Here is an 18,921-nt window from a genome sequence, read left to right as displayed (position 1 = left end):
AATTTATTATGAGCGATTTGAATCAAGACAACAAATAAAGTAAACTGCTTCATAAATCTTATTTATACGCAAATTGCAATAATAAATTGAACACTTTTAGCTAAGCTGCTTGACACGATTCTAATTTTTAAACTTTTTCCCGAAGAAGGAGTTTTTGGTATTCATAAACGTGCCATTACTTGGTCATGGTCTATTATTTGGTATGGCATCATTCCAATCTTAGCTGGTCTAATCTTTGTCTATTTTTTCTTATATTTAGAAAAAGTATTTACCAAGCTGGAATCTTGGAAATTATCACCAATTTTTAAAGCTATTCTATGGGGATTAGTCCTTAGTAGCTTAACTTTAATTACTGACCATGCGCTATTTTCTGGAGAATTTCATATCGTACCATTTTCTAAGACTGCACTTTCATATTCTTCATTATTTTTACTTGTAATAGCGTTAATCAAGACTCTTTCTACGATTAGGCTGGCGAGGAGGTAAGATTTTTCCTCCTATCTTTGCCAGTGTGGCTATTGGAGCAGCAATCGCACAATGTATTCCTATCCAACCAGTAATTACGGTTTTTCTAACTGTTGTCGCAAGTATAACAATAATTCTAAAAAACATTCCTTACAGTAATTTTATTAATTTTTTTATTATCAATTTATTTAGCCCCATTAATTTTTATTACAACATATCTAGTAATGCTACTACATAAGTTTATTTTTAGAAAAGTTAAGCTTAGTTTTTAATTCAATGTTAAAATTAAAATAATTTATCACGAAAAGAGGATCAAATTATGTCAGCATCAACAGAAAGCAATTACCAACTATTAGTGAAGCAAGCTGAAGCTCTAGTAAATGGAGAGAGTGATTGGATTGCAAATGCAGCAAATATTTCTGCGTTATTGTTTAATGCGCTTAATGATGTTAACTTCGCAGGAGTTTATCGCTATGAAAATAACGAACTAATTCTTGGACCATTTCAAGGAAAACCAGCCTGCGTACATATTGCTATTGGTAAGGGAGTCTGCGGAACAGCTGCAAAAGAAAAGCAAACTCAAATTGTAAAAAATGTACACGAATTTGCAGGTCATATTGCTTGTGATAGCGATTCAAATTCCGAAATTGTCGTTCCTATTTTCAATAGAAATGGTGCTCTATGGGGCGTATTCGACTTTGATTCGACCAAAGTTGCTAATTTTAATGAATTAGATCAAAAATATTTAGAAGAAATCTCTAATATTTTTAAATTTTAATAGTAAACTTCTCAACACTAAAAAAGGCCCCTCACGGAGCCTTTTTCTATGTATTAAATTTCTTTTAAAGCATCAGCAATTGGTGTCTTACCGCTACTCATTGGAATAACCTTACCAATTGTATTTGGATATTTCAAAATTTCAGCTAATGTTTTGGCAACATCAGGAATTGGATTTGAATCAGCTGCTTCAACATTAAGTTGAATTTTACCTGTTCCAGCTTCTTCAGTAAGACTGCCTGCTTGCAAAATAGTATATTCTAAGTTCGTAGAATCCATCAAATAAGTATCTGCAAAGAACTTAGCTGCTAAATAATCTTCTAAGCTCGGAATTTTCTTCCATGAATTAATATCTAAACTAAGCATAATATAGCGCTTAATGCCTACCTTTTCAGCAGCCGTCATTGTCTTAATCGCTCCCATTGCATCCGTCTGAATTAAATCCTTACCTCTTGAACCGGCAGTGAAGTAAATTGTATCAAAACCTTTTACCTGCTTAGCAATATTATCAACATCTGCATGTAAATCTAGCTTGTCGGCTGTAACGCCTTCCAATTTAATAATATTTTCTGGATGACGAGCAGCAGCAGTCACAGTATTACCATCTGCTACTAAATCTTTAATTAAATCTGTAGCCACTCTTCCTGAGCCACCAAAAATAAAAATCTTAGCCATAATTTTTCCTCCTAGAAAAACTTACAGCTTTATTTTAGCTTACTTTTTATTAGTAATCCAAAATTTGCACTTTTTACTTAGTAATGAAATCAAGTAATTTAAACATTACCTCTTGATTTTCTTCTGGTACTCCATGAGCAATAATTTCTTCGCCAGTTTGATGTAAATCATTATTTTCTAGTGGATAATCAACGTCATTGATTGCAATTTCTCTTACATTATCTTCTTCTGGTTCAAAATGAAATTGTAAGCCAATCACGTTATCACCAAGCAAAAAGCCTTGATTCTCTACTAAATCGCTTGAAAACAATAATTTAGCACCTTCTGGAATTTCAAACATTTGCTCATGCCAGTGAAGAGCCGTTAATTTTTCAGGTAAATTTGGGATAGTTGAGCCTTTTAAGTAAACTGGAGCCCAGCCTACTTCTTTATGAGGAGCATCTAAAATTTTAGCGCCTATAGTTTTAGCAATTTGTTGTCCGCCGAAACACGCACCAAGCATTGGTTTATGAGCATCAAGCATTGCTTTAATTAATTGTCTTTCTTGTTTAATCCAAGCTAAATTATCATTTGGACTCATCGGTCCGCCAAGAATTACTAATAAATCCGTTTCTTTAACAGTCGGTAATTTGCCAAATGTTTCAGGATGATAAACATAGAATTCATGGTGATGTTGATCGGCCCAAGTCTTAATTGAACCTGGTCCTTCATTTGGAGTATGCTGCAAAACATTTACACGCATAATTTATCTCACTTTCTAATTTGCATAAACCTCATGCTTTAAAATTCCCACATAAGGCAAGTTTCTGTACAAGCCATTATAATCTAGCCCGTACCCAACCAAAAAACCATCTGGAGCCTTAAAGCCGTAATAATCAGCATGAAAATCTACTACTCGCGTGTCTGGCTTATCAAGCATTGCAACAACTTCAACACTCTTAGCTCCACGATCTTTCATTACTTCACTGAGTGCTTGTAATGTACGCCCAGTGTCAATAATATCTTCCATAAAAATTACTGGACGACCCTTCACATCTGACTTAATATCTTGCGTAATCTTTACTTTTCCAGTTGATTGGCTTCCTACATAGCTAGATGCCTTAATAGGATCAATGATCAACTTAAAATCTAATCTCTTAATCATATCGCTAGCAAAAATCATAGCACCATTTAAGACTGGAATAATAATTGGCTCTTCATTTCTATACTTCACATTTAAGTCAGCAGCCATTTCATCCATACGACCATCTAAGTCGCTTTGACTATACAATATACGTTCGATATCGTTATTCATTCTGTAATTCCTCTTCATTAAAATCGTCAATGATGAAATTTTAACACAAATAAAGAGTTTTTTTTAGTCTTTTTAAGTTATTTATTAATTATCTTTGTTAAGATGTATAAAATTGTTCGTATTTCTTTAAAACGGTAAAATTATTTATATTTTTTAGATTTTCTCTTAAAATTAAGTCACAGAAAATTCATAAATTCACTCTAATATTAATACCAATCAATTAAAGAAAGGAATGGTTTAATGATATTATTACTTATTTTAGGAGCTAGCACGATTGCAGTACTTGCTGCAAATGCTGCTATTATAAATAAACCAATTCCAGTTCCTGTAAAGGCTCGTCGGAAATAAATCGATATTTTTATTCTTCATTTTCTTCTATTTTTAGTATTGAACAAAAACCTCGTTGCTACTTAGAACTGATATAGTCCTACTTTAGTAGACAGTACAAATATATAAAGTTGTACTATCTATGAAAGTAGGACTTTTTTGTATGTCCAGAAAAAGTAAATTTAGTTATGAAATCACACTTAAAGCAGTTAAACAATATTTAAATGGTGAAGCATGATGCGCATCAAGTGATTTTTGATCTTTCCAGCTATCAATCAAAAGAATTGTTTCAGGATCATTTATAGGAATGAAATAATCATATTTTTCATTTCCTGGTTCTTGTCTAATCCGATCTGCTACACCGCTTTTTTTCCATTTCTTCAGCAAATTTACGTGCACTACCATTTTTTCCAGTGTAATAAAGATTAACTGTTAAAGACATAATTAAAACGCTCTCTTTTATAAATACTAGTTTCTTTTCATTACTAAAATTGGATAAGCTTTTCCTTGATCATCAAATTCTGATCTTTCTACTGCTTTAAAACCCATATGTTCATAAAATCCACGTGCTTTTGGATTCTGTTCATTAACGGCAAGTTCGTTAACATCAAAATTATCAATTCCATAAGCGATTAATTTTTTACAAATTCCTATTCCACGCTGTCTATCATCAACAAATAACATTTCTAGCTTTTGATCATTAACTCCCATAAAAGAAACGGGTACTTTTTTATCATCGTAAACTACTAGCAGATGGATTTACCCCGTTTAATGCTTGAGGAACATATTCTTTTATATCATTACTCTCTTCGTCTGATAAAAAATGATGCGTCGTACGCACACTATTTTCTCAGACAATTAAAAGCCTTCCTTCTGTTACCTTATCTAAATTTCTACCTTCTCCTATATTCATTACTATCCTTTTTTATTAATAATTTTTTCAAACTCTTTACTAAAAGATGATTTCTGGATATCTTTACTAATAAAGTAAACAATTGCTTGATCATCAAAAATTGAAAAAGCAATTCGAGCAGAACCAAGAGTACTAAGATTTAAGCGAAATTCATAAATTTTTTGTCCATTAATTCTTTTTCTACTAGCTAGTTTAACCTTGCTCATCCCTGTTGCTATTTCTTTAATAATAGCCTTCTCAATTAGCTCCTTTATTAGGGGGACTTGCTTATTATATTTCTTAAAGAAGCCCTTACATCCACGTTCATCAAATTTTATTTGCATTTTATTTATCCAGATTAACAAAAAAGGCCTCAGTTTCCTGAGGCCTTTTTCTAATAGACTTATTGATTATTCTTCGTTTAATGAAGCTTCATCAAATTGAACTGATGATTCCTTTGAGTCGATTGGTGCAGTACCCATCCATGAAATCATTTCCTTCATAGAATCAGTAATTGCGTCAGTACCAGCTCTCAAAAGCTTACGTGGGTCGTAACCCTTGTTGCCCTTGTCTAAGTCCATCTTGTCTTCGATGTACTTACGAGTTGCAGCTTGGAATGCTAATTGGAATTCAGTGTTGATGTTAATCTTAGCAATACCTAATTGAATTGCCTTTTCGATTTGGTCTTGAGGAATTCCTGAACCACCGTGAAGAACAAGTGGTTCGTTTGGAACTGCTTCTGCAATTTCCTTCAAACGATCGAAGTTCAAGCCTTTCCAACCTTCTGGGTAAACACCGTGGATGTTACCAATACCACAAGCAAGCTTGTCAACACCAGCAGCAACGAAAGTCTTAGCGTCTTCAACTGATGCTAATTCACCACCATCGGCACCTTGGTTTTCACCAATCTTACCGATTTCAGCTTCAACAGAGATACCTCTTTCGTGAGCTAACTTAACGATTTCCTTAGTTTTAGCTAAGTTTTCGTCAGTTGGTAAGTTGTGACCATCAAACATAACTGATGAGTAACCAAGTGCAATACATTCCTTAGCTGATTCAAAGTCACCGTGGTCCAAGTTCAAAATAACTGGAACATCGATATCCATGTTGTCCATTTCGTTAAGAACTAAGTCCTTAACAGTCTTGTAACCACCCATGTACTTAGCAGCACCAGTAGAAACTTGAATCAATAAAGGAGTTCTAGTTTCCTTAGCACCTCTTAAAAGTGCACGAGTCCATTCAAGGTTGTTAGTGTTGTATGCACCTACAGCGTAGTGGTTTTCACGAGCAGCTTTGAAAATGTCATTACCATTTACTAAATAAGCCATTAAAAAAATACCTCCTAAATTTTTAACACATCATTAGTTTAACCCATTAGTGCAAAAATTAACATACTTTAGCTTAAAAAAATTCGTGAATATTTTTATTTCAAAAAATACTACATTTCTTTAGGTGCATTTACACCTAAAAGTCTCAATGCTTCAGTTAAAACAATTGAAGTTGCTTGAACTAGTGCAAGACGAGCATTTAATTGATCATCTTCGTCCAAAATTCTAACGTTTGCATAATACTTATTAAATTTCTTACTTAAATCCAAGGCATATTTTGCAATAATTGATGGTTCAAATTTTTCTGAGGCTTTTTCTACAATAGCAGGGAAATCAGCTAATGCTTTTGCAACTGCAAAGGACCAATCATCATTTAAGCTTAAATTATCCATTGAGATTTCTTTATTAGCCTTACGTAAAATACTTTGAGCTCTAGCATTAGTATATTGAACGTATGGACCAGTATCTCCTTCAAAACGAACAACTTCTTCTAAGTCAAAATCAAAGTTATCCATTCGATCATTCTTTAAGTCATGGAATACAACGGCGCCCACACCAACATCATGAGCAACTTGTTCCTTATTAGATAAGTTTGGATTCTTTTCTTCAATTTGCTGTTCTGCTAAAGAAACTGCATCCTTTAAGACTTGATCTAAGAAAACAACGTTTCCTTTTCTAGTAGATAGTTTCTTTCCGCCTTGAGTAATCAAACCAAATGGAATGTGGTGAATATTATCTGACCAATCATAACCCATCTTCTTCAAAACTTGTTTTAATTGCTTAAAGTGACCAGTTTGTTCACCACCGGCAACATAAAGGGACATTACAAAGTCATATTCCTTTTTACGGTATAGAGCTGCAGCTAAGTCACGGGTCATGTACAAACTAGAGCCATCTGATTTCAAAATTAAGGCTGGATTTTCATCTTCACCCAAGTTAACTACTTGAGCTCCTCGTGATTCTTCGAGTAAGCCTTTTTCCTTTAATTCGTCAACTACTGGTTGCATCTTATCGTTGAAGAATGCTTCACCGTTATATGAATCAAAAGTCACACCTAATTCTTTATAAATTCGGTTAAATTCTTGAAGAGAAACTTCACGGAACCATTTCCATAACTTAATTTCTTCTTCGTTCCCATTTTCAAGTTTCTTAAAGGCAGCACGTCCTTCATCTTCTAATTTAGGATCTTTTTCTGCTTCTTCATGGAATTTAACGTAGTAATGGAAAAGATTGTTGATTGGGTCCTTCTTAACGTCTTCTTCATTTCCCCATAAACGATAAGCAGTAATTAACTTACCAAATTGGGTACCATAATCTCCAAGATAATTAATTTTAATTGGAGTATATCCTACTTTTTCTAAAGTTTTAGCAATTGAATTGCCAATTACAGTAGAACGCAAGTGTCCCATAGACATTGGCTTCGCAATATTAGGAGAAGACATATCGATTGGAACATTACCTTCACCTAATTTTTGATCACCAAAATGATCTTTTTCAGTTAAAACGTCATTTAAAGTCGCATTAACAAGTTTTGCATGATCAATCGCAAAATTCACGTATGGTCCAACCGCCTGAATACTTGTGAAATTATCATCACTAATCTTTTCAGCAATATCCTTAGCAATTAAAGCAGGATTTTTATGTTCAATTTTTGCCAAAGCAAATGCTGGAAAAGCATAGTCACCCATTTTAGCATTCTTTGGTCTTTCAATTAACATAGAAATTTTTTCTTTAGGTAAATCTACCTGTTCACTAACTAAATCAACGACTTTTTGTTTAAAATCCACCTATAACACCTCTTGCATAAAAAAAGTCTCTTCCTAGTAAACTAGAAAGAGACGAGAAAGTTCCCGCGGTACCACTCTACTTGATACAAAGTATCCGCTTATTAATTGATTTTAAAGTTAAAGTTAAACACGCCTTCATATTGCCCTATTGTCTAACTCCCACCAACCATAGACTCGCTGAACATAAATGCAATACTACTACTTTTAACCTTTTGTCATGAAGATTATATCAGCAAACTTAGGGAAAGTGCAATATTAAATCGAATGCATAGTAAAATTTTAATTAAAACAATAACTTAATAACTTTTTAGTCTCCACAAACCGTTCATTATCATTTTCAGCACCTAAAATTACTGTAATTATTCTTTTTCCATTTTTATCTGCTGTACAAGTAAAACACGAACCAGCACCATCAGTAGTACCCGTCTTTAAACCATCCACAGGAAATGTCGAATCATAGTATGAGAGACCATTTAGCATTTTATTACTATTAGTCATAAGTGTATTTTGAAAATATGCTCTAGATAGTTTCGTAGTATTTAAAATTTCAGGATAATCAGTTATTAATTTTCTCGCTACAATTGCCATATCATTAGCACTCATTTTATTTTCAACTGTTGTCATCATCCCTAAAAAATTTTTTCTTTTCTCCGGTAAACCATCAACAGTTACGAATTTAGCATTATTGAGTTTCCATTTATAAGCTTGCTGGCGCATTTGATTTAGAAAATTTGTCTCGCTTTCACTAACTGCAATCGCAAGTAAACGAGCTGCATTATTTGCCGACTTTATTAAGGCTGCCTCATAGAGCTGTCTTACGGTATATTTTTGCCCTAGTCTAAGCGGAACACTTGCATAATCTTGATTTGAGCCTAAGTCTACTATTTCTTGAGTTGGGGTAACAGTTGTATCCCAAGATATTTTTTTCTCTTTAATTGCTTGTAAAGTTAAATAAACAGTTAAAAGCTTGGTCATTGAGGCAATCGGCAAGTTTTGATTAGCATTTTTAGCGTAAAGAGTTGCTCCATCTTTTGCATTAATTGCTACTGCAGCTTTAACATTTAAATCTACTTGGTCCGTATGATAATTCGATGGCATTCTATTTGAGTTAAACTTGTTTTTCCATACAAAAAAACAAATAGCTGCTATTACAAATATAATTAACCATAAATACTTTTTCTTAGTTTTCTTCTTTGCATGTCTCATTCGGTCACCCAATTTCTCTTTATGCAATTTAACTCATTTCGTCATTACTTAATTATTTCTCATATTGCTTCATTATCTCTGGAAGATGAGCCGATAATTGAGTTGGTCGAACAATATATTGCTTCTCTGCAATTTTATCAGCAGCTAAAGAATGAATCCCCACAGCAGCTGCCACTGTTTCTAAGTTAGGCGTAAATTGACCACAAAATCCGCCAATAATTCCAGCTAATGTATCTCCCATGCCACCAATAGCCATTCCTGGATTACCAAAAGGATTTAAATAAATATGCCCTGCTTGATCATAAACTTTAGTGTGATTGGATTTCAAAACCAGAATTGCATTCTTATTTTTAACTAATTTATTCAAACCTGCTTGATTCAATTCATCATTCTGATCAGAAATTTTTATTCCACTTAATCGTTCCCATTCCATTTGATGAGGGGTAAAAATCAGAACTTTTAAATTTAATGGTAGTAAATCATTTTGCTGACCAATTAAATCTAGTGCACTAGCATCTAAGATTAGTGTTTGCTTTAAGCTAATGTTATCTCTAACTAGCCCTAATATTTGCTCTGCTTTTTCATCTAATCCAAGACCCATTCCGCAAATCACTACATCAGAGCTTTTAATTAAATTTTTTAACTCTATGCTTTCATCCCAATTAAGAGCCATAATCTCTGGATCTCGAGTATGAAGAGCAGCAATATTGACTTGGTCTGTAGCTACTGTCACTAAACCTGCACCACTGTTCAATGCACCTTCTGCTGCCATAATTAGTGCTCCACCATATTTTTTACTACCTCCAATTAGGAGTAAACGACCATAATTTCCTTTATGTGTAGCACTTTTTCTTTTCTTTATTACTCTAGATATTAATTCTTTTGAAATAGATTCCATTTTATCCTATCCAAAAAAGCCCATCTAATCGATGAGCTTTACTTTAAATACTGTCATTATTTTCTTTTTTCGCAAGTTGTACTGCATATTTAGTTACTTTATCTGCAGCTACTTCACGTGCATCAGTTTGAACACTTAAAGCATAATGTTCCAAATTATCTCTAAGCTCTTGTGAAATTGAACTTTCGTACTTTCCTAATTCACTATCACTAAATGGCTTAAGAAAATCAGTTATATTGTCAAACAAACGCTCCATTGCATAACGCAATTTTTTATCATCAACACGTTTACTTGATGCAATCTGCTTTTTAATTCTTTCAAGGCTATGAATAGTATGTGGTAATAAAATATATTCATCTTTTCGTCTTTGCCAAATGATTACGCCATTGGTTTCAATATCATTTAAATTATTTTGTACTTCATCTAAATTACTATCTGGACCAAAAGAATAACTCAAAGAATTATCATCTAGGTAAGCTGCATAATTATCATGCTTATCGTCTGCATCACCATTGTAATTATCCAAAAAGTTACGGGCTGCATTAATATCATGTTGAATTTCTCTCTTTTGAGCTACGCTCAAGTATTCCGGATCATAATCTTGATAAAGATGCGTGCCTTCTTCAAATTGAACTAATAATTGCTCATCCTGTGCATCCTTTAATATTTTGTCAATTTTTTTATAGGTATCAGTTCCTAAATAAAAATCTTTCTCATCAATATCAAAATTGAAATCATTGTAACAAGTATCACGCAATCCTAGTAAAGTCATATATGTATCTTTTTTCAATTTTGTCCACCTCTTTCAATCGTTATTTTACTCTTTTTCTAGATAAGCAGGTAGTTTTTAATTCAAGATAGACTCTTATAACTTAACCTATTTATTACGTTGTTCATCTAAAAAATTTTTAAAGTTTGCTAATTGATTTTTTCTTTGTTCACTAAAAGCTGTTGCTGCTGAATTCACATAAGCTTTAAAAAGTTTTCTTATTATTGGTTCCCAAACATTCTTTTGGGTAGAACTATTTTTTATCAAACGAGTAGCTAATTTATATGTCGTTTTAGACGTTAACAGCTTCCTGAAATAAATTTGATTAGTGTCACTAACTGTTAGATATAGCATTTCAATAAAATCTTTTCTTTCCGTATCGTTTGTATTTTTTAGCCATTCAGCAATTGCCTTCCATGAAACTTCGGATGTGCTATCTAATTGCTTTAAAACTACAAATTGATCATCGATAACGTGCCAAGTAAACATATCATGCTGAAGTAAACTATTTCCAGAAGCTGCCACAATAGTACAATAATCTTTTTCTCCAATCAGATCATCTTGCAATATGCCAATCAATGAACCTTGCGGAATATATTTATGAATTTTACCCTTTAATTTTAAGAATCTATCCTTTAATCGTTCTTGATTATGAAAACCTGGTCCATCAAAGCAGTCGATTCTACCAATATGAGACAAGTCGGATTCTTTTAGGTTCAATGCAACGGCAAACGCTAAATTTCCGCCCTTTGAATGCCCACCAAGATAAAATTTTCCTGAAAACAAATTTTTGATTTTTCGATAATAAGAACGAGCAAAATAATGAGCTGGTACCCAATCATTAAAAGACATATTAAAATTTTCTTTCCAACCGATGGTAGTAGCCGTTGTTCCCCGATATGCAATATAATATTGATTCTCTGCAATACAAAAGGTAACAGCATTAAATTGCATTTGTGTTTTTGCATCTACTTTACTAACCACATTGCGCCAACATAGGTTTTTAAAGCGTGGATTTTCTAACATAATCTTGATCAGCTTTTCAGTATTCTTTCCACCGAGATTCCCTTGAGTTAAAGTCTTAATCTCGTCATCAGAAGCCAAACTTTGTAAACTATGATGCTGAGGAAGAGTATCAAAATTACAATACGCTAATTGAGAAAAAATCATACTATCTACTTCATTTAAGGGAAATTCATTAAAACTTCGCTTCTCTTTTGCAGCATATACAAGCATGTTATCCACTTTTTTCTTCCTCACTTTCTCCGAAAATATTATATAATAGACTTCCTTGGCAGGGGCAAAAAAGGAAACTTAGGTAAGTATCTTACTCAAGTTTCCTTTTTCTCTTTTAAACTTTAATATGTAATTTTTCTAAGACCCTATCAACTTTTGGTCCAATTATCTTTTGAGCTAAACCAAATTTCACTGTTAAAAAGGCATAGAGTAAGCCGCCAATAACTACCGCAAGTGTAACAAGAACAAATGAGGTTGGCCTACGTTCAGGCGAAATAATTTTTCCACCGAAATTAACTACCCCGGTAACTATCACAAACATAGCCATTGAAAAGATTGCAATTCCAATAAATCGTCTCGATGTACGACTACTATTGTATTTGTATCTAACTTTTAAGTGTTTTAAAGACAGCCAGATAGTAATAATTAATCCAACATTTGTAGCTAGAAGCGGTCCATATACTTTAAAGAATTCAATCATTGGAAGTTGGACAGCAAATTTAATGATAATTCCTAAAACTAGGTATTTTATAGCTAGTCCGTTCTCTGATAGACCTTGTAAAATTGCCATCAAAACTGTAAATAGTCCTAAACTAATTGCCGTAAATGATGATAAGTACAAGACATTTGAACCTAGTTGATCGTAGCCATAAAAAATTGTATAAATTGGCGTTGCAATAGCAGCCATCCCCAATGAAGCTGGAATCATAACAAATAAGAATAATTCCAAGGTGTTTTCAATTTGGTTAGAAATGCTGGCATAATCACGTCGTGCATGGGCACCTGATAAAAGCGGAATAGCAGTTACTGACATTGCAGTTGCTAAAGATACAATAATCATGATTAATTTATTTGCATTTAATCCAAACAATGCATACCATGATTCAATTTGATCAGAACTAGCATGAACAAACATAGCAATCATTGGATGGAAGGTATATTGGTCAATTAATTGAAACAAGGTGATTCCAGAATCAATGATGATAAATGGAATAGATTGATTAATAATTTCCCAGAAAATTCCTGCAGTAGAAATTTTAATTACGTGGTTTGATTGCTCCATTAATACGTTCAGTTCATTTCGCCTACGATATAAAAACCATACTAAGAGCAAAATTCCAAACACCGCACCAATAGCTGCAGCTAAATTTGATTGAACAACCGCATGAACATAGGATCCGTGTTGAACTTGCATAATAATATAAGCTGTCAATAGCATCCATATCACTCGGGCCAATTGTTCAATAAATTGAGACATAGCTGGAGGCATCATATCTGCATAACCTTGGAAATACCCACGCATGATACTCAAAATTGGAATAATTAAAACTGCATAAGAAAGACTTCTCATCACGGCAACTTGACGTGGATCACTTTTAGCCCCATGCAAAAGTGCACCAATGATATCATCAGTAGCTAAAATTGGAGCACCAAAATACATAATTGCTGCACAAATCACACCAAACATGGCCATCAAAATTAAGCCGCGTCTAAATAGTTTTCGCCCAATATCATATTCATTTAAAGCATTATATTTCGCCACCTGCTTGGCAACCGCTCCAGGAATACCTGCGGTAGAAATAATAATAAATAAACTATAAATGTTATAGCTTTTCGCTGTTAAAGCATTGGCAATGTTCCCATGACTTCCCATCCAGGCATACCATGGAATAATATACAATGCTCCTAAAATTCGTGACACAATAGAGCCAAAGGTCATCCATGCGGAGCCTTTGACCATTGTCTCTTTAGTATTTTTAGTATTGTTTTCCATAAAGATAAATTTTCCCTATATCCAGTTAAGCGTCTGAATTATATATTACTCATTAATGTAAATTGTATTTACAAATATTAATTATTTAGGAAAAACTTAAATTACTTAGCAACAATATTAACAATCTTGTTTGGAATAACAATGACTTTTTTGACATCTTTTCCATCTAAGAATTTTTGAACATGATCAAGAGCAAGAGCTTCTTTTTCCAAGGTATCTTTATCACTATCCTTAGCAGCCTTAAATTTGCCACGAAGCTTACCATTAACTTGAACCATAATTTCAACTGTTGATTCAACTAATTTTGTAGGATCATATTCTGGCCATTTAGCATATGCAATAGATTCATCATGACCAAATACTGACCAAATTTCTTCCATCATGTGTGGAGCAACTGGTGCAAGAAGCTTAACAAAACCTTCTGCATATTCACGTGGAATAGTCTTAGCTTTTTGAGCTGCATTCATAAAGACCATCATTTGACTGATTGCAGTATTAAAGTGTAAAGCTTCAAAGTCTTCTGTAACCTTTTTGACAGTCTCGGCATATACCTTATCAAGTTCACCATCATTTTCGTCAACAATCTTTTCTTGTGGAATTGCCTTTAAATCAAGATCATTAACAAATAGACGCCATACACGATCTAAGAACTTCTTAGTAGATGCTGGACCGTTGTCATCCCAATCAATTGACGCATCTAATGGTCCCATGAACATTTCATACATTCTAAGTGAATCTGCACCATATTCATCGATTACTTCATCAGGGTTAACAACATTTCCTTTAGACTTAGACATCTTTTCATGATTCTTTAAAATCAAGCCTTGGTTGTATAATTTTTGGAATGGCTCCTTAGTTGGGACAACGCCTAGATCATAAAGAACCTTGTGCCAAAATCTTGCATAAAGAAGGTGACGAACAGCGTGTTCTGCTCCACCAATATAAAGATCAACTGGAAGCCACTTCTTAAGTAAATCATAATCAGCTAATTCTTTATCATTATGCGGATCAACATAACGTAAGTAGTACCAGCTTGAACCAGCCCAGTTAGGCATAGTATTGGTTTCACGCTTACCTTTTCTACCGTTCTTATCAACAACATTTACCCAATCAGTCAGATTAGCTAATGGACTTTCCGGGGTACCAGATGGCTTAATGTCAGTTGCATGAGGCAAGCGAAGTGGTAATTCATCTTCAGGTACTAATGAAGTAGTACCATCTTCCCAGTGAATAACTGGAATTGGTTCACCCCAGTAGCGTTGACGAGAGAAGTCCCAATCACGTAACTTATAATTTACCTTCTTTTGACCTACATGATGGTTTTCAAGCCATTCAATTATTCTCTTCTTAGCTTCTTCATTATCTAAACCGTCTAAAAATCCGGAATTAACATGCTTACCATTTCCAGTAAAGGCTTCTTTTTCTAAATTTCCGCCTTCAATTACTCGATTGATTGGCAAACCAAATTTAGTTGCAAAAGCATAATCCCGATCATCATGTGCTGGTACAGCCATTACTGCACCAGTACCATAGCTTGCTAAAACATAATCAGAAATCCAAATTGGAACTTCTTTTCCATTTACTGGGTTAACTGCATAGGCACCAGTAAAGACACCAGTCTTATCTTTATTTAGATCAGTTCTTTCCAGATCAGACTTTGATTCAATCTTTTTAATATAAGCATCAACTGCTTCTTTTTGTTCAGGAGTAGTAATTTCTTGAACTAATTTACTTTCTGGGGCAAGAACTGTATAACTTACTCCAAATAGGGTATCTGGTCGCGTAGTAAAGACATCGAAAGTCTTATCGCTATCTTTAACTTTAAACGTAACTTGTGCACCTTCTGAGCGCCCAATCCAGTTACGTTGCATCTCCTTAACTGGTTCTGGCCAATCTAAATCGTCCAAATCTTCAAGCAAACGATCTGCATAAGCAGTCATTTTAAGCATCCATTGACGCATATTACGACGATAAACTGGGTAACCACCACGTTCAGTTTTACCATCAACTATTTCTTCATTAGCAACCACAGTACCCAAATCTGGTGACCAGTTAACAGGGACTTCCGCTTCATAAGCTAAGCCCTTCTTATACATCTGTTCAAAAACCCACTGAGTCCATTTATAATAATTTGGATCTGACGTTGTAACTTCACGATCCCAATCATATGAAAAGCCTAACTTATTAAGTTGTTTTTTGAAGTTAGCAATATTTTCCTTAGTAACTTTTTCTGGATCTTCACCAGTCTTCAAAGCATATTGTTCAGTTGGCAAACCAAAAGCATCCCAGCCCATTGGATGAAGTACATTATATCCTTGAGCCCGCTTCATTCTAGACATAATATCGGTTGCAGTATAACCTTCTGGATGACCTACGTGTAATCCTTTACCAGATGGGAATGGAAACATATCTAGAGCATAATAATTTTTCTTTTTAGGATCATTTCCTGTTTTAAAAGTATCGTGCTCTGCCCAGTATTTTTGCCATTTTTTCTCTACAGTCTTGTGATTATACAATTAAATCTCTCCTTAAAACTAAAAAACGCCCTATGATCATAAAATCATAGGACGAAGTTCATTTCGCGTTACCACCTAAGTTCCACACATATTGTGCGACACTCGTGCCCCTTAACGCGGAAAGCAAACGATAGACTTTACCTATAAGGGCAAGTTCACAAGACAATTGTTAAGCTTTGCACCAACCAGCTCATCTCTAATAACAACCATCACTTGCTACTACTCCCTAGTCTTTATTTTTTTATGGATAATGATTATAATTTACCACATCTACTAGAAATTACAAGAGGAGAAATATTTTTGAAAAAGAAACATAATAATTTAACCATCCATGATACTCTAATTCCGGGATTTATTTTTTTAATTCTCTATGTAATCTGGGCACTTTTAGTTATTAATCAAACTTCATTTATTCATTCTTTTGATAAAACTATTATTGATCTAGTTTCTAATAACAATGCAACTAATATAGCAATTGCAACTAAGTTAACAGTAATTGGCAATACTAGTACCTTAACAGTAGCAACAATCGTATTATTCATCGGATTATTATTCGCTAAAAAGTTTGCTTATGCTTTTTTTACGGCGGGATTAATGATTTGTGCTAATGGATATAACTGGATTACTAAGCATGCAGTTGAACGACATCGACCTTTAGTCCATCACTTAGTTTATGCCGATGGCTATAGTTTCCCATCAGGACACTCTGTAGGAAGCGCCACATTCTTCGGCATTCTAATTGTGCTAACTATTTTATTAGTTAAAAGTAAGTTTTGGCAAACTATATTAATTATTATTTGGGCTCTCTTCCCGCTTTTTATTGGGTACACTAGAATTTTCTGTCACGTTCATTACCCTTCTGATGTTGTTGGCGGGTGGCTAGAAGGAACGACTTTTGTTTTACTGGGTTTTTCAGTTTTATACCATCTCTACTTAAACAAAAAATATGAATAAAAAAGCTAACTGAGAATTTTGATCTCAGTTAGCTTTTTTCGTATGCATTTTTTTCTGTTTGTATAGTTGATTAAGTAATAAAGATAGAATGATGACGATTAAAGAGACAACATACACCGACTTTTAAGCAAAATACCCAAAAAGACGTATAAATTGGTACCAAAATTAAAGCTAAGTCTGCGGCTACTAAAATGAGTAACATATTTAGTATTACTTTTATTTTACATGTTCACTCACGTAGTTTTTTAGCGCTTCTACCTTATCTGTATGTTCCCAAGGCAAATCAATATCAGTTCTTCCAAAATGGCCATAAGCAGCCGTTTGACGATAAATAGGACGTCTTAAGTTCAACATTTCGATAATACCTGCTGGTCTTAGATCAAAAACATTTCGAACTGCTTCAACTAATAAATCTTCACTTACCTTACTTGTTCCATGAGTATCAACCATAATTGAAACTGGGTGAGCTACTCCAATCGCGTAAGCTAATTGAATTTCACATTGATAAGCTAAATCTGCAGCAACAATATTTTTGGCTACATATCTAGCAGCATAACTAGCACTCCGGTCAACTTTAGTTAAATCCTTCCCAGAGAAAGCACCACCACCATGGCGAGCATATCCACCATAAGTATCAACAATAATTTTACGACCAGTTAAACCTGAATCTCCTTTAGGCCCACCGATAACAAAACGACCTGAAGGATTGATCAAAAACTTAGTACTCTCATCAAGATATTGAGATGGAATAACTTTTTTAATAACCATATCAATCATGGCCTCACGAATTTCATCATTAGTTACTGTTGCATCAGTTTGAGTAGAAATGACAACTGTATCAACGCGTTTTGGCCTATTTTCCTCATCGTATTCAACAGTCACTTGTGCTTTTGCATCTGGTCTTAACCAATCAAGACGTCCTTCTTTACGAAGACTAGCCACGCGACGCATTAAAGAGTGCGCTAAAGAAATAGGTAGTGGCATTAGTTCGGGAGTTTCTTTAATGGCAAACCCAAACATTAGACCTTGATCTCCAGCTCCAATTTTATCTAAATCATCTTTATCTTCATGATTTTCACGTGTTTCAAGCGATTCATTAACACCACCGGCTATATCACTTGATTGTTCATCAATATCAACTAAAATAGCACAGTTATTTCCATCAAAACCAAGTTCTGGACGATTATAACCAATCTCTAAAATAGTTTTTCTAACTACTGATTGAATATCAACGTAAGCAGACGTTGATATTTCTCCAACTACTAAAACAAGACCAGTAGTAACAGTAGTTTCGCAGGCTACTCGTCCATTAGGATCCCTGGCCAAAATTGCATCTAAAATCGCATCAGAGATTTGATCAGCAACTTTATCTGGATGTCCTTCTGAAACTGATTCTGAAGTAAATAAACGTTTTTCTTTTTTCATAGAGTCCCCCATCTTTCGGTTACAAGGCATCTTCGCTGTTAAAAACGAATCCTTTCGGGACCTTAACCGAATAAACAATATAACAATAAAATTTCGTTCAATTTTAAACACAAAAAAGGGACTACCATATTTGGTAGCCCCCTGAACGATGGAGGATACAGGGCTCGAACCTGTGACCTCCTGCTTGTAAGGCAGATGCTCTCCCAGCTGAGCTAATCCTCCAACAACCATATTTAATATGGCAATGACCCGTACGAGATTTGAACTCATGTTACCGCCGTGAAAGGGCGGTGTCTTAACCACTTGACCAACGGGTCAGATCTCATAATTGAGCACATATATTACTATACCAGATCTTTTTCAAAAAACAAGTACTTTTTTAAAAAAATTACTCAAAAAATGAAATACATATTATGGCGATAAATATTCACCAACGGAGTGTGAGAGATTCGAACTCTCGATACAGGTAAAGCCCGTATACATGATTTCCAATCATGCTCCTTCAGCCACTCGGACAACACTCCATTATTTTATTAATGCCATAAACTCCGGCTGTCAGACTCGAACTGACGACAACCTGATTAACAGTCAGGTGCTC

The 18,921-nt window shown here is 34.2% G+C and carries 16 protein-coding genes, 3 tRNA genes, 2 pseudogenes, 1 riboswitch and 1 other annotated feature; of the genes and pseudogenes, 3 read left to right on the top strand and 18 right to left on the bottom strand.

Annotation, left to right across the window (positions count from 1 at the left end; genetic code table 11):
• Positions 1-105: 105 nt before the first annotated feature.
• Positions 106-486, top strand: coding sequence for a chloride channel protein (locus FD18_RS10095; protein ID WP_338141085.1), 381 nt, complete (start codon positions 106-108; stop codon positions 484-486).
• A 298-nt stretch (positions 487-784) separates the two neighbouring features.
• Complete coding sequence (locus FD18_RS04430) at positions 785-1,243, top strand: GAF domain-containing protein (protein ID WP_057718814.1); 459 nt, start codon at positions 785-787, stop codon at positions 1,241-1,243.
• Positions 1,244-1,296: 53 nt separating this feature from the next.
• On the opposite strand, the gene FD18_RS04425 is transcribed toward FD18_RS04430, so the two are convergent.
• From FD18_RS04425 to leuS, 14 genes and pseudogenes are all read right to left on the bottom strand, one after another.
• Entirely contained in the window at positions 1,297-1,917 is a 621-nt protein-coding gene (locus tag FD18_RS04425) for an NAD(P)H-binding protein (RefSeq protein WP_057718813.1), read from the bottom strand.
• A gap of 73 nt (positions 1,918-1,990) precedes the next feature.
• Complete coding sequence (locus FD18_RS04420; RefSeq protein ID WP_057718812.1) at positions 1,991-2,659, bottom strand: type 1 glutamine amidotransferase; 669 nt, start codon at positions 2,657-2,659, stop codon at positions 1,991-1,993.
• Positions 2,660-2,674: 15 nt separating this feature from the next.
• Entirely contained in the window at positions 2,675-3,211 is a 537-nt protein-coding gene (hpt, locus tag FD18_RS04415) for a hypoxanthine phosphoribosyltransferase (RefSeq protein WP_057718811.1), read from the bottom strand.
• A gap of 552 nt (positions 3,212-3,763) precedes the next feature.
• A pseudogene (locus tag FD18_RS04410) lies at positions 3,764-3,980 on the bottom strand (putative quinol monooxygenase); the annotation flags it as partial.
• Between the two features lie 26 nt (positions 3,981-4,006).
• Positions 4,007-4,379 (bottom strand): annotated as a pseudogene (locus FD18_RS04405) (GNAT family N-acetyltransferase).
• A gap of 74 nt (positions 4,380-4,453) precedes the next feature.
• The gene (locus tag FD18_RS04400; protein ID WP_057718843.1) at positions 4,454-4,774 is read right to left on the bottom strand and encodes a hypothetical protein; all 321 of its coding nucleotides are present in this window, start codon (positions 4,772-4,774) and stop codon (positions 4,454-4,456) included.
• Between the two features lie 66 nt (positions 4,775-4,840).
• Entirely contained in the window at positions 4,841-5,758 is a 918-nt protein-coding gene (locus tag FD18_RS04395) for a class II fructose-bisphosphate aldolase (protein WP_057718810.1), read from the bottom strand.
• 110 nt (positions 5,759-5,868) lie between these two features.
• The gene (gene argS / locus FD18_RS04390) at positions 5,869-7,545 is read right to left on the bottom strand and encodes an arginine--tRNA ligase (protein WP_057718809.1); all 1,677 of its coding nucleotides are present in this window, start codon (positions 7,543-7,545) and stop codon (positions 5,869-5,871) included.
• A gap of 279 nt (positions 7,546-7,824) precedes the next feature.
• Entirely contained in the window at positions 7,825-8,751 is a 927-nt protein-coding gene (locus tag FD18_RS04385) for a serine hydrolase (protein ID WP_057718808.1), read from the bottom strand.
• A 52-nt stretch (positions 8,752-8,803) separates the two neighbouring features.
• Positions 8,804-9,649: an NAD(P)H-hydrate dehydratase gene (locus FD18_RS04380; protein ID WP_057718807.1), complete on the bottom strand. Its 846-nt coding sequence runs from the start codon at positions 9,647-9,649 to the stop codon at positions 8,804-8,806.
• Positions 9,650-9,692: 43 nt separating this feature from the next.
• Positions 9,693-10,439 carry a hypothetical protein gene (locus FD18_RS04375; RefSeq protein WP_057718806.1) on the bottom strand — a complete coding sequence of 249 codons (747 nt, stop codon included), beginning with the start codon at positions 10,437-10,439 and terminating at the stop codon, positions 9,693-9,695.
• Positions 10,440-10,526: 87 nt separating this feature from the next.
• Positions 10,527-11,663 (bottom strand): DUF2974 domain-containing protein, encoded by a 1,137-nt coding sequence (locus tag FD18_RS04370; RefSeq protein ID WP_057718805.1) that lies wholly within the window; start codon positions 11,661-11,663, stop codon positions 10,527-10,529.
• 106 nt (positions 11,664-11,769) lie between these two features.
• A complete protein-coding gene (locus tag FD18_RS04365; RefSeq protein WP_057718804.1) occupies positions 11,770-13,428 on the bottom strand; it encodes a putative polysaccharide biosynthesis protein in 1,659 nt (552 codons plus the stop codon).
• Positions 13,429-13,529: 101 nt separating this feature from the next.
• On the bottom strand, positions 13,530-15,944 hold the full coding sequence (gene leuS, locus FD18_RS04360; RefSeq protein ID WP_057718803.1) for a leucine--tRNA ligase: 2,415 nt from the start codon (positions 15,942-15,944) through the stop codon (positions 13,530-13,532).
• A gap of 44 nt (positions 15,945-15,988) precedes the next feature.
• Positions 15,989-16,187: a binding site (T-box leader), on the bottom strand.
• Between leuS and FD18_RS04355 the strand changes: the two genes are divergently transcribed.
• Positions 16,188-16,898: a phosphatase PAP2 family protein gene (locus FD18_RS04355; protein ID WP_083486756.1), complete on the top strand. Its 711-nt coding sequence runs from the start codon at positions 16,188-16,190 to the stop codon at positions 16,896-16,898.
• Between the two features lie 216 nt (positions 16,899-17,114).
• Here the strand turns inward: FD18_RS04355 and metK are convergent, their stop codons facing one another.
• From metK to FD18_RS04335, 4 genes are all read right to left on the bottom strand, one after another.
• Positions 17,115-18,323 (bottom strand): methionine adenosyltransferase, encoded by a 1,209-nt coding sequence (gene metK, locus FD18_RS04350; protein WP_057718801.1) that lies wholly within the window; start codon positions 18,321-18,323, stop codon positions 17,115-17,117.
• Positions 18,321-18,394: riboswitch (SMK box riboswitch) on the bottom strand. Its footprint overlaps the gene before it by 3 nt.
• Positions 18,395-18,472: 78 nt before the next feature.
• Positions 18,473-18,545 (bottom strand) — tRNA-Val (locus tag FD18_RS04345).
• 23 nt (positions 18,546-18,568) lie between these two features.
• Positions 18,569-18,640: transfer RNA gene (locus tag FD18_RS04340), tRNA-Glu, on the bottom strand.
• 117 nt (positions 18,641-18,757) lie between these two features.
• Positions 18,758-18,847: transfer RNA gene (locus FD18_RS04335), tRNA-Ser, on the bottom strand.
• Positions 18,848-18,921: the final 74 nt, after the last annotated feature.

The organism is Lactobacillus taiwanensis DSM 21401 (assembly GCF_001436695.1).
GTDB lineage: Bacteria > Bacillota > Bacilli > Lactobacillales > Lactobacillaceae > Lactobacillus > Lactobacillus taiwanensis.
Note: the sequence above shows the minus strand (reverse complement) of the source record. Positions and strands in the feature narration are given on the sequence as shown.

Excerpts from the sequence above, each read along its gene's own strand:
- FD18_RS04385 (WP_057718808.1), bottom strand. The coding sequence starts at position 8,751 with ATGAGACATGCAAAGAAGAAAACTAAGAAAAAGTATTTATGGTTAATT.
- hpt (WP_057718811.1), bottom strand. The coding sequence starts at position 3,211 with ATGAATAACGATATCGAACGTATATTGTATAGTCAAAGCGACTTAGAT.
- FD18_RS04400 (WP_057718843.1), bottom strand. The coding sequence starts at position 4,774 with ATGCAAATAAAATTTGATGAACGTGGATGTAAGGGCTTCTTTAAGAAA.
- FD18_RS04365 (WP_057718804.1), bottom strand. The coding sequence starts at position 13,428 with ATGGAAAACAATACTAAAAATACTAAAGAGACAATGGTCAAAGGCTCC.
- metK (WP_057718801.1), bottom strand. The coding sequence starts at position 18,323 with ATGAAAAAAGAAAAACGTTTATTTACTTCAGAATCAGTTTCAGAAGGA.
- FD18_RS04380 (WP_057718807.1), bottom strand. The coding sequence starts at position 9,649 with ATGGAATCTATTTCAAAAGAATTAATATCTAGAGTAATAAAGAAAAGA.
- FD18_RS04395 (WP_057718810.1), bottom strand. The coding sequence starts at position 5,758 with ATGGCTTATTTAGTAAATGGTAATGACATTTTCAAAGCTGCTCGTGAA.
- FD18_RS04420 (WP_057718812.1), bottom strand. The coding sequence starts at position 2,659 with ATGCGTGTAAATGTTTTGCAGCATACTCCAAATGAAGGACCAGGTTCA.
- FD18_RS04425 (WP_057718813.1), bottom strand. The coding sequence starts at position 1,917 with ATGGCTAAGATTTTTATTTTTGGTGGCTCAGGAAGAGTGGCTACAGAT.
- FD18_RS04355 (WP_083486756.1), top strand. The coding sequence starts at position 16,188 with ATGGATAATGATTATAATTTACCACATCTACTAGAAATTACAAGAGGA.
- FD18_RS04430 (WP_057718814.1), top strand. The coding sequence starts at position 785 with ATGTCAGCATCAACAGAAAGCAATTACCAACTATTAGTGAAGCAAGCT.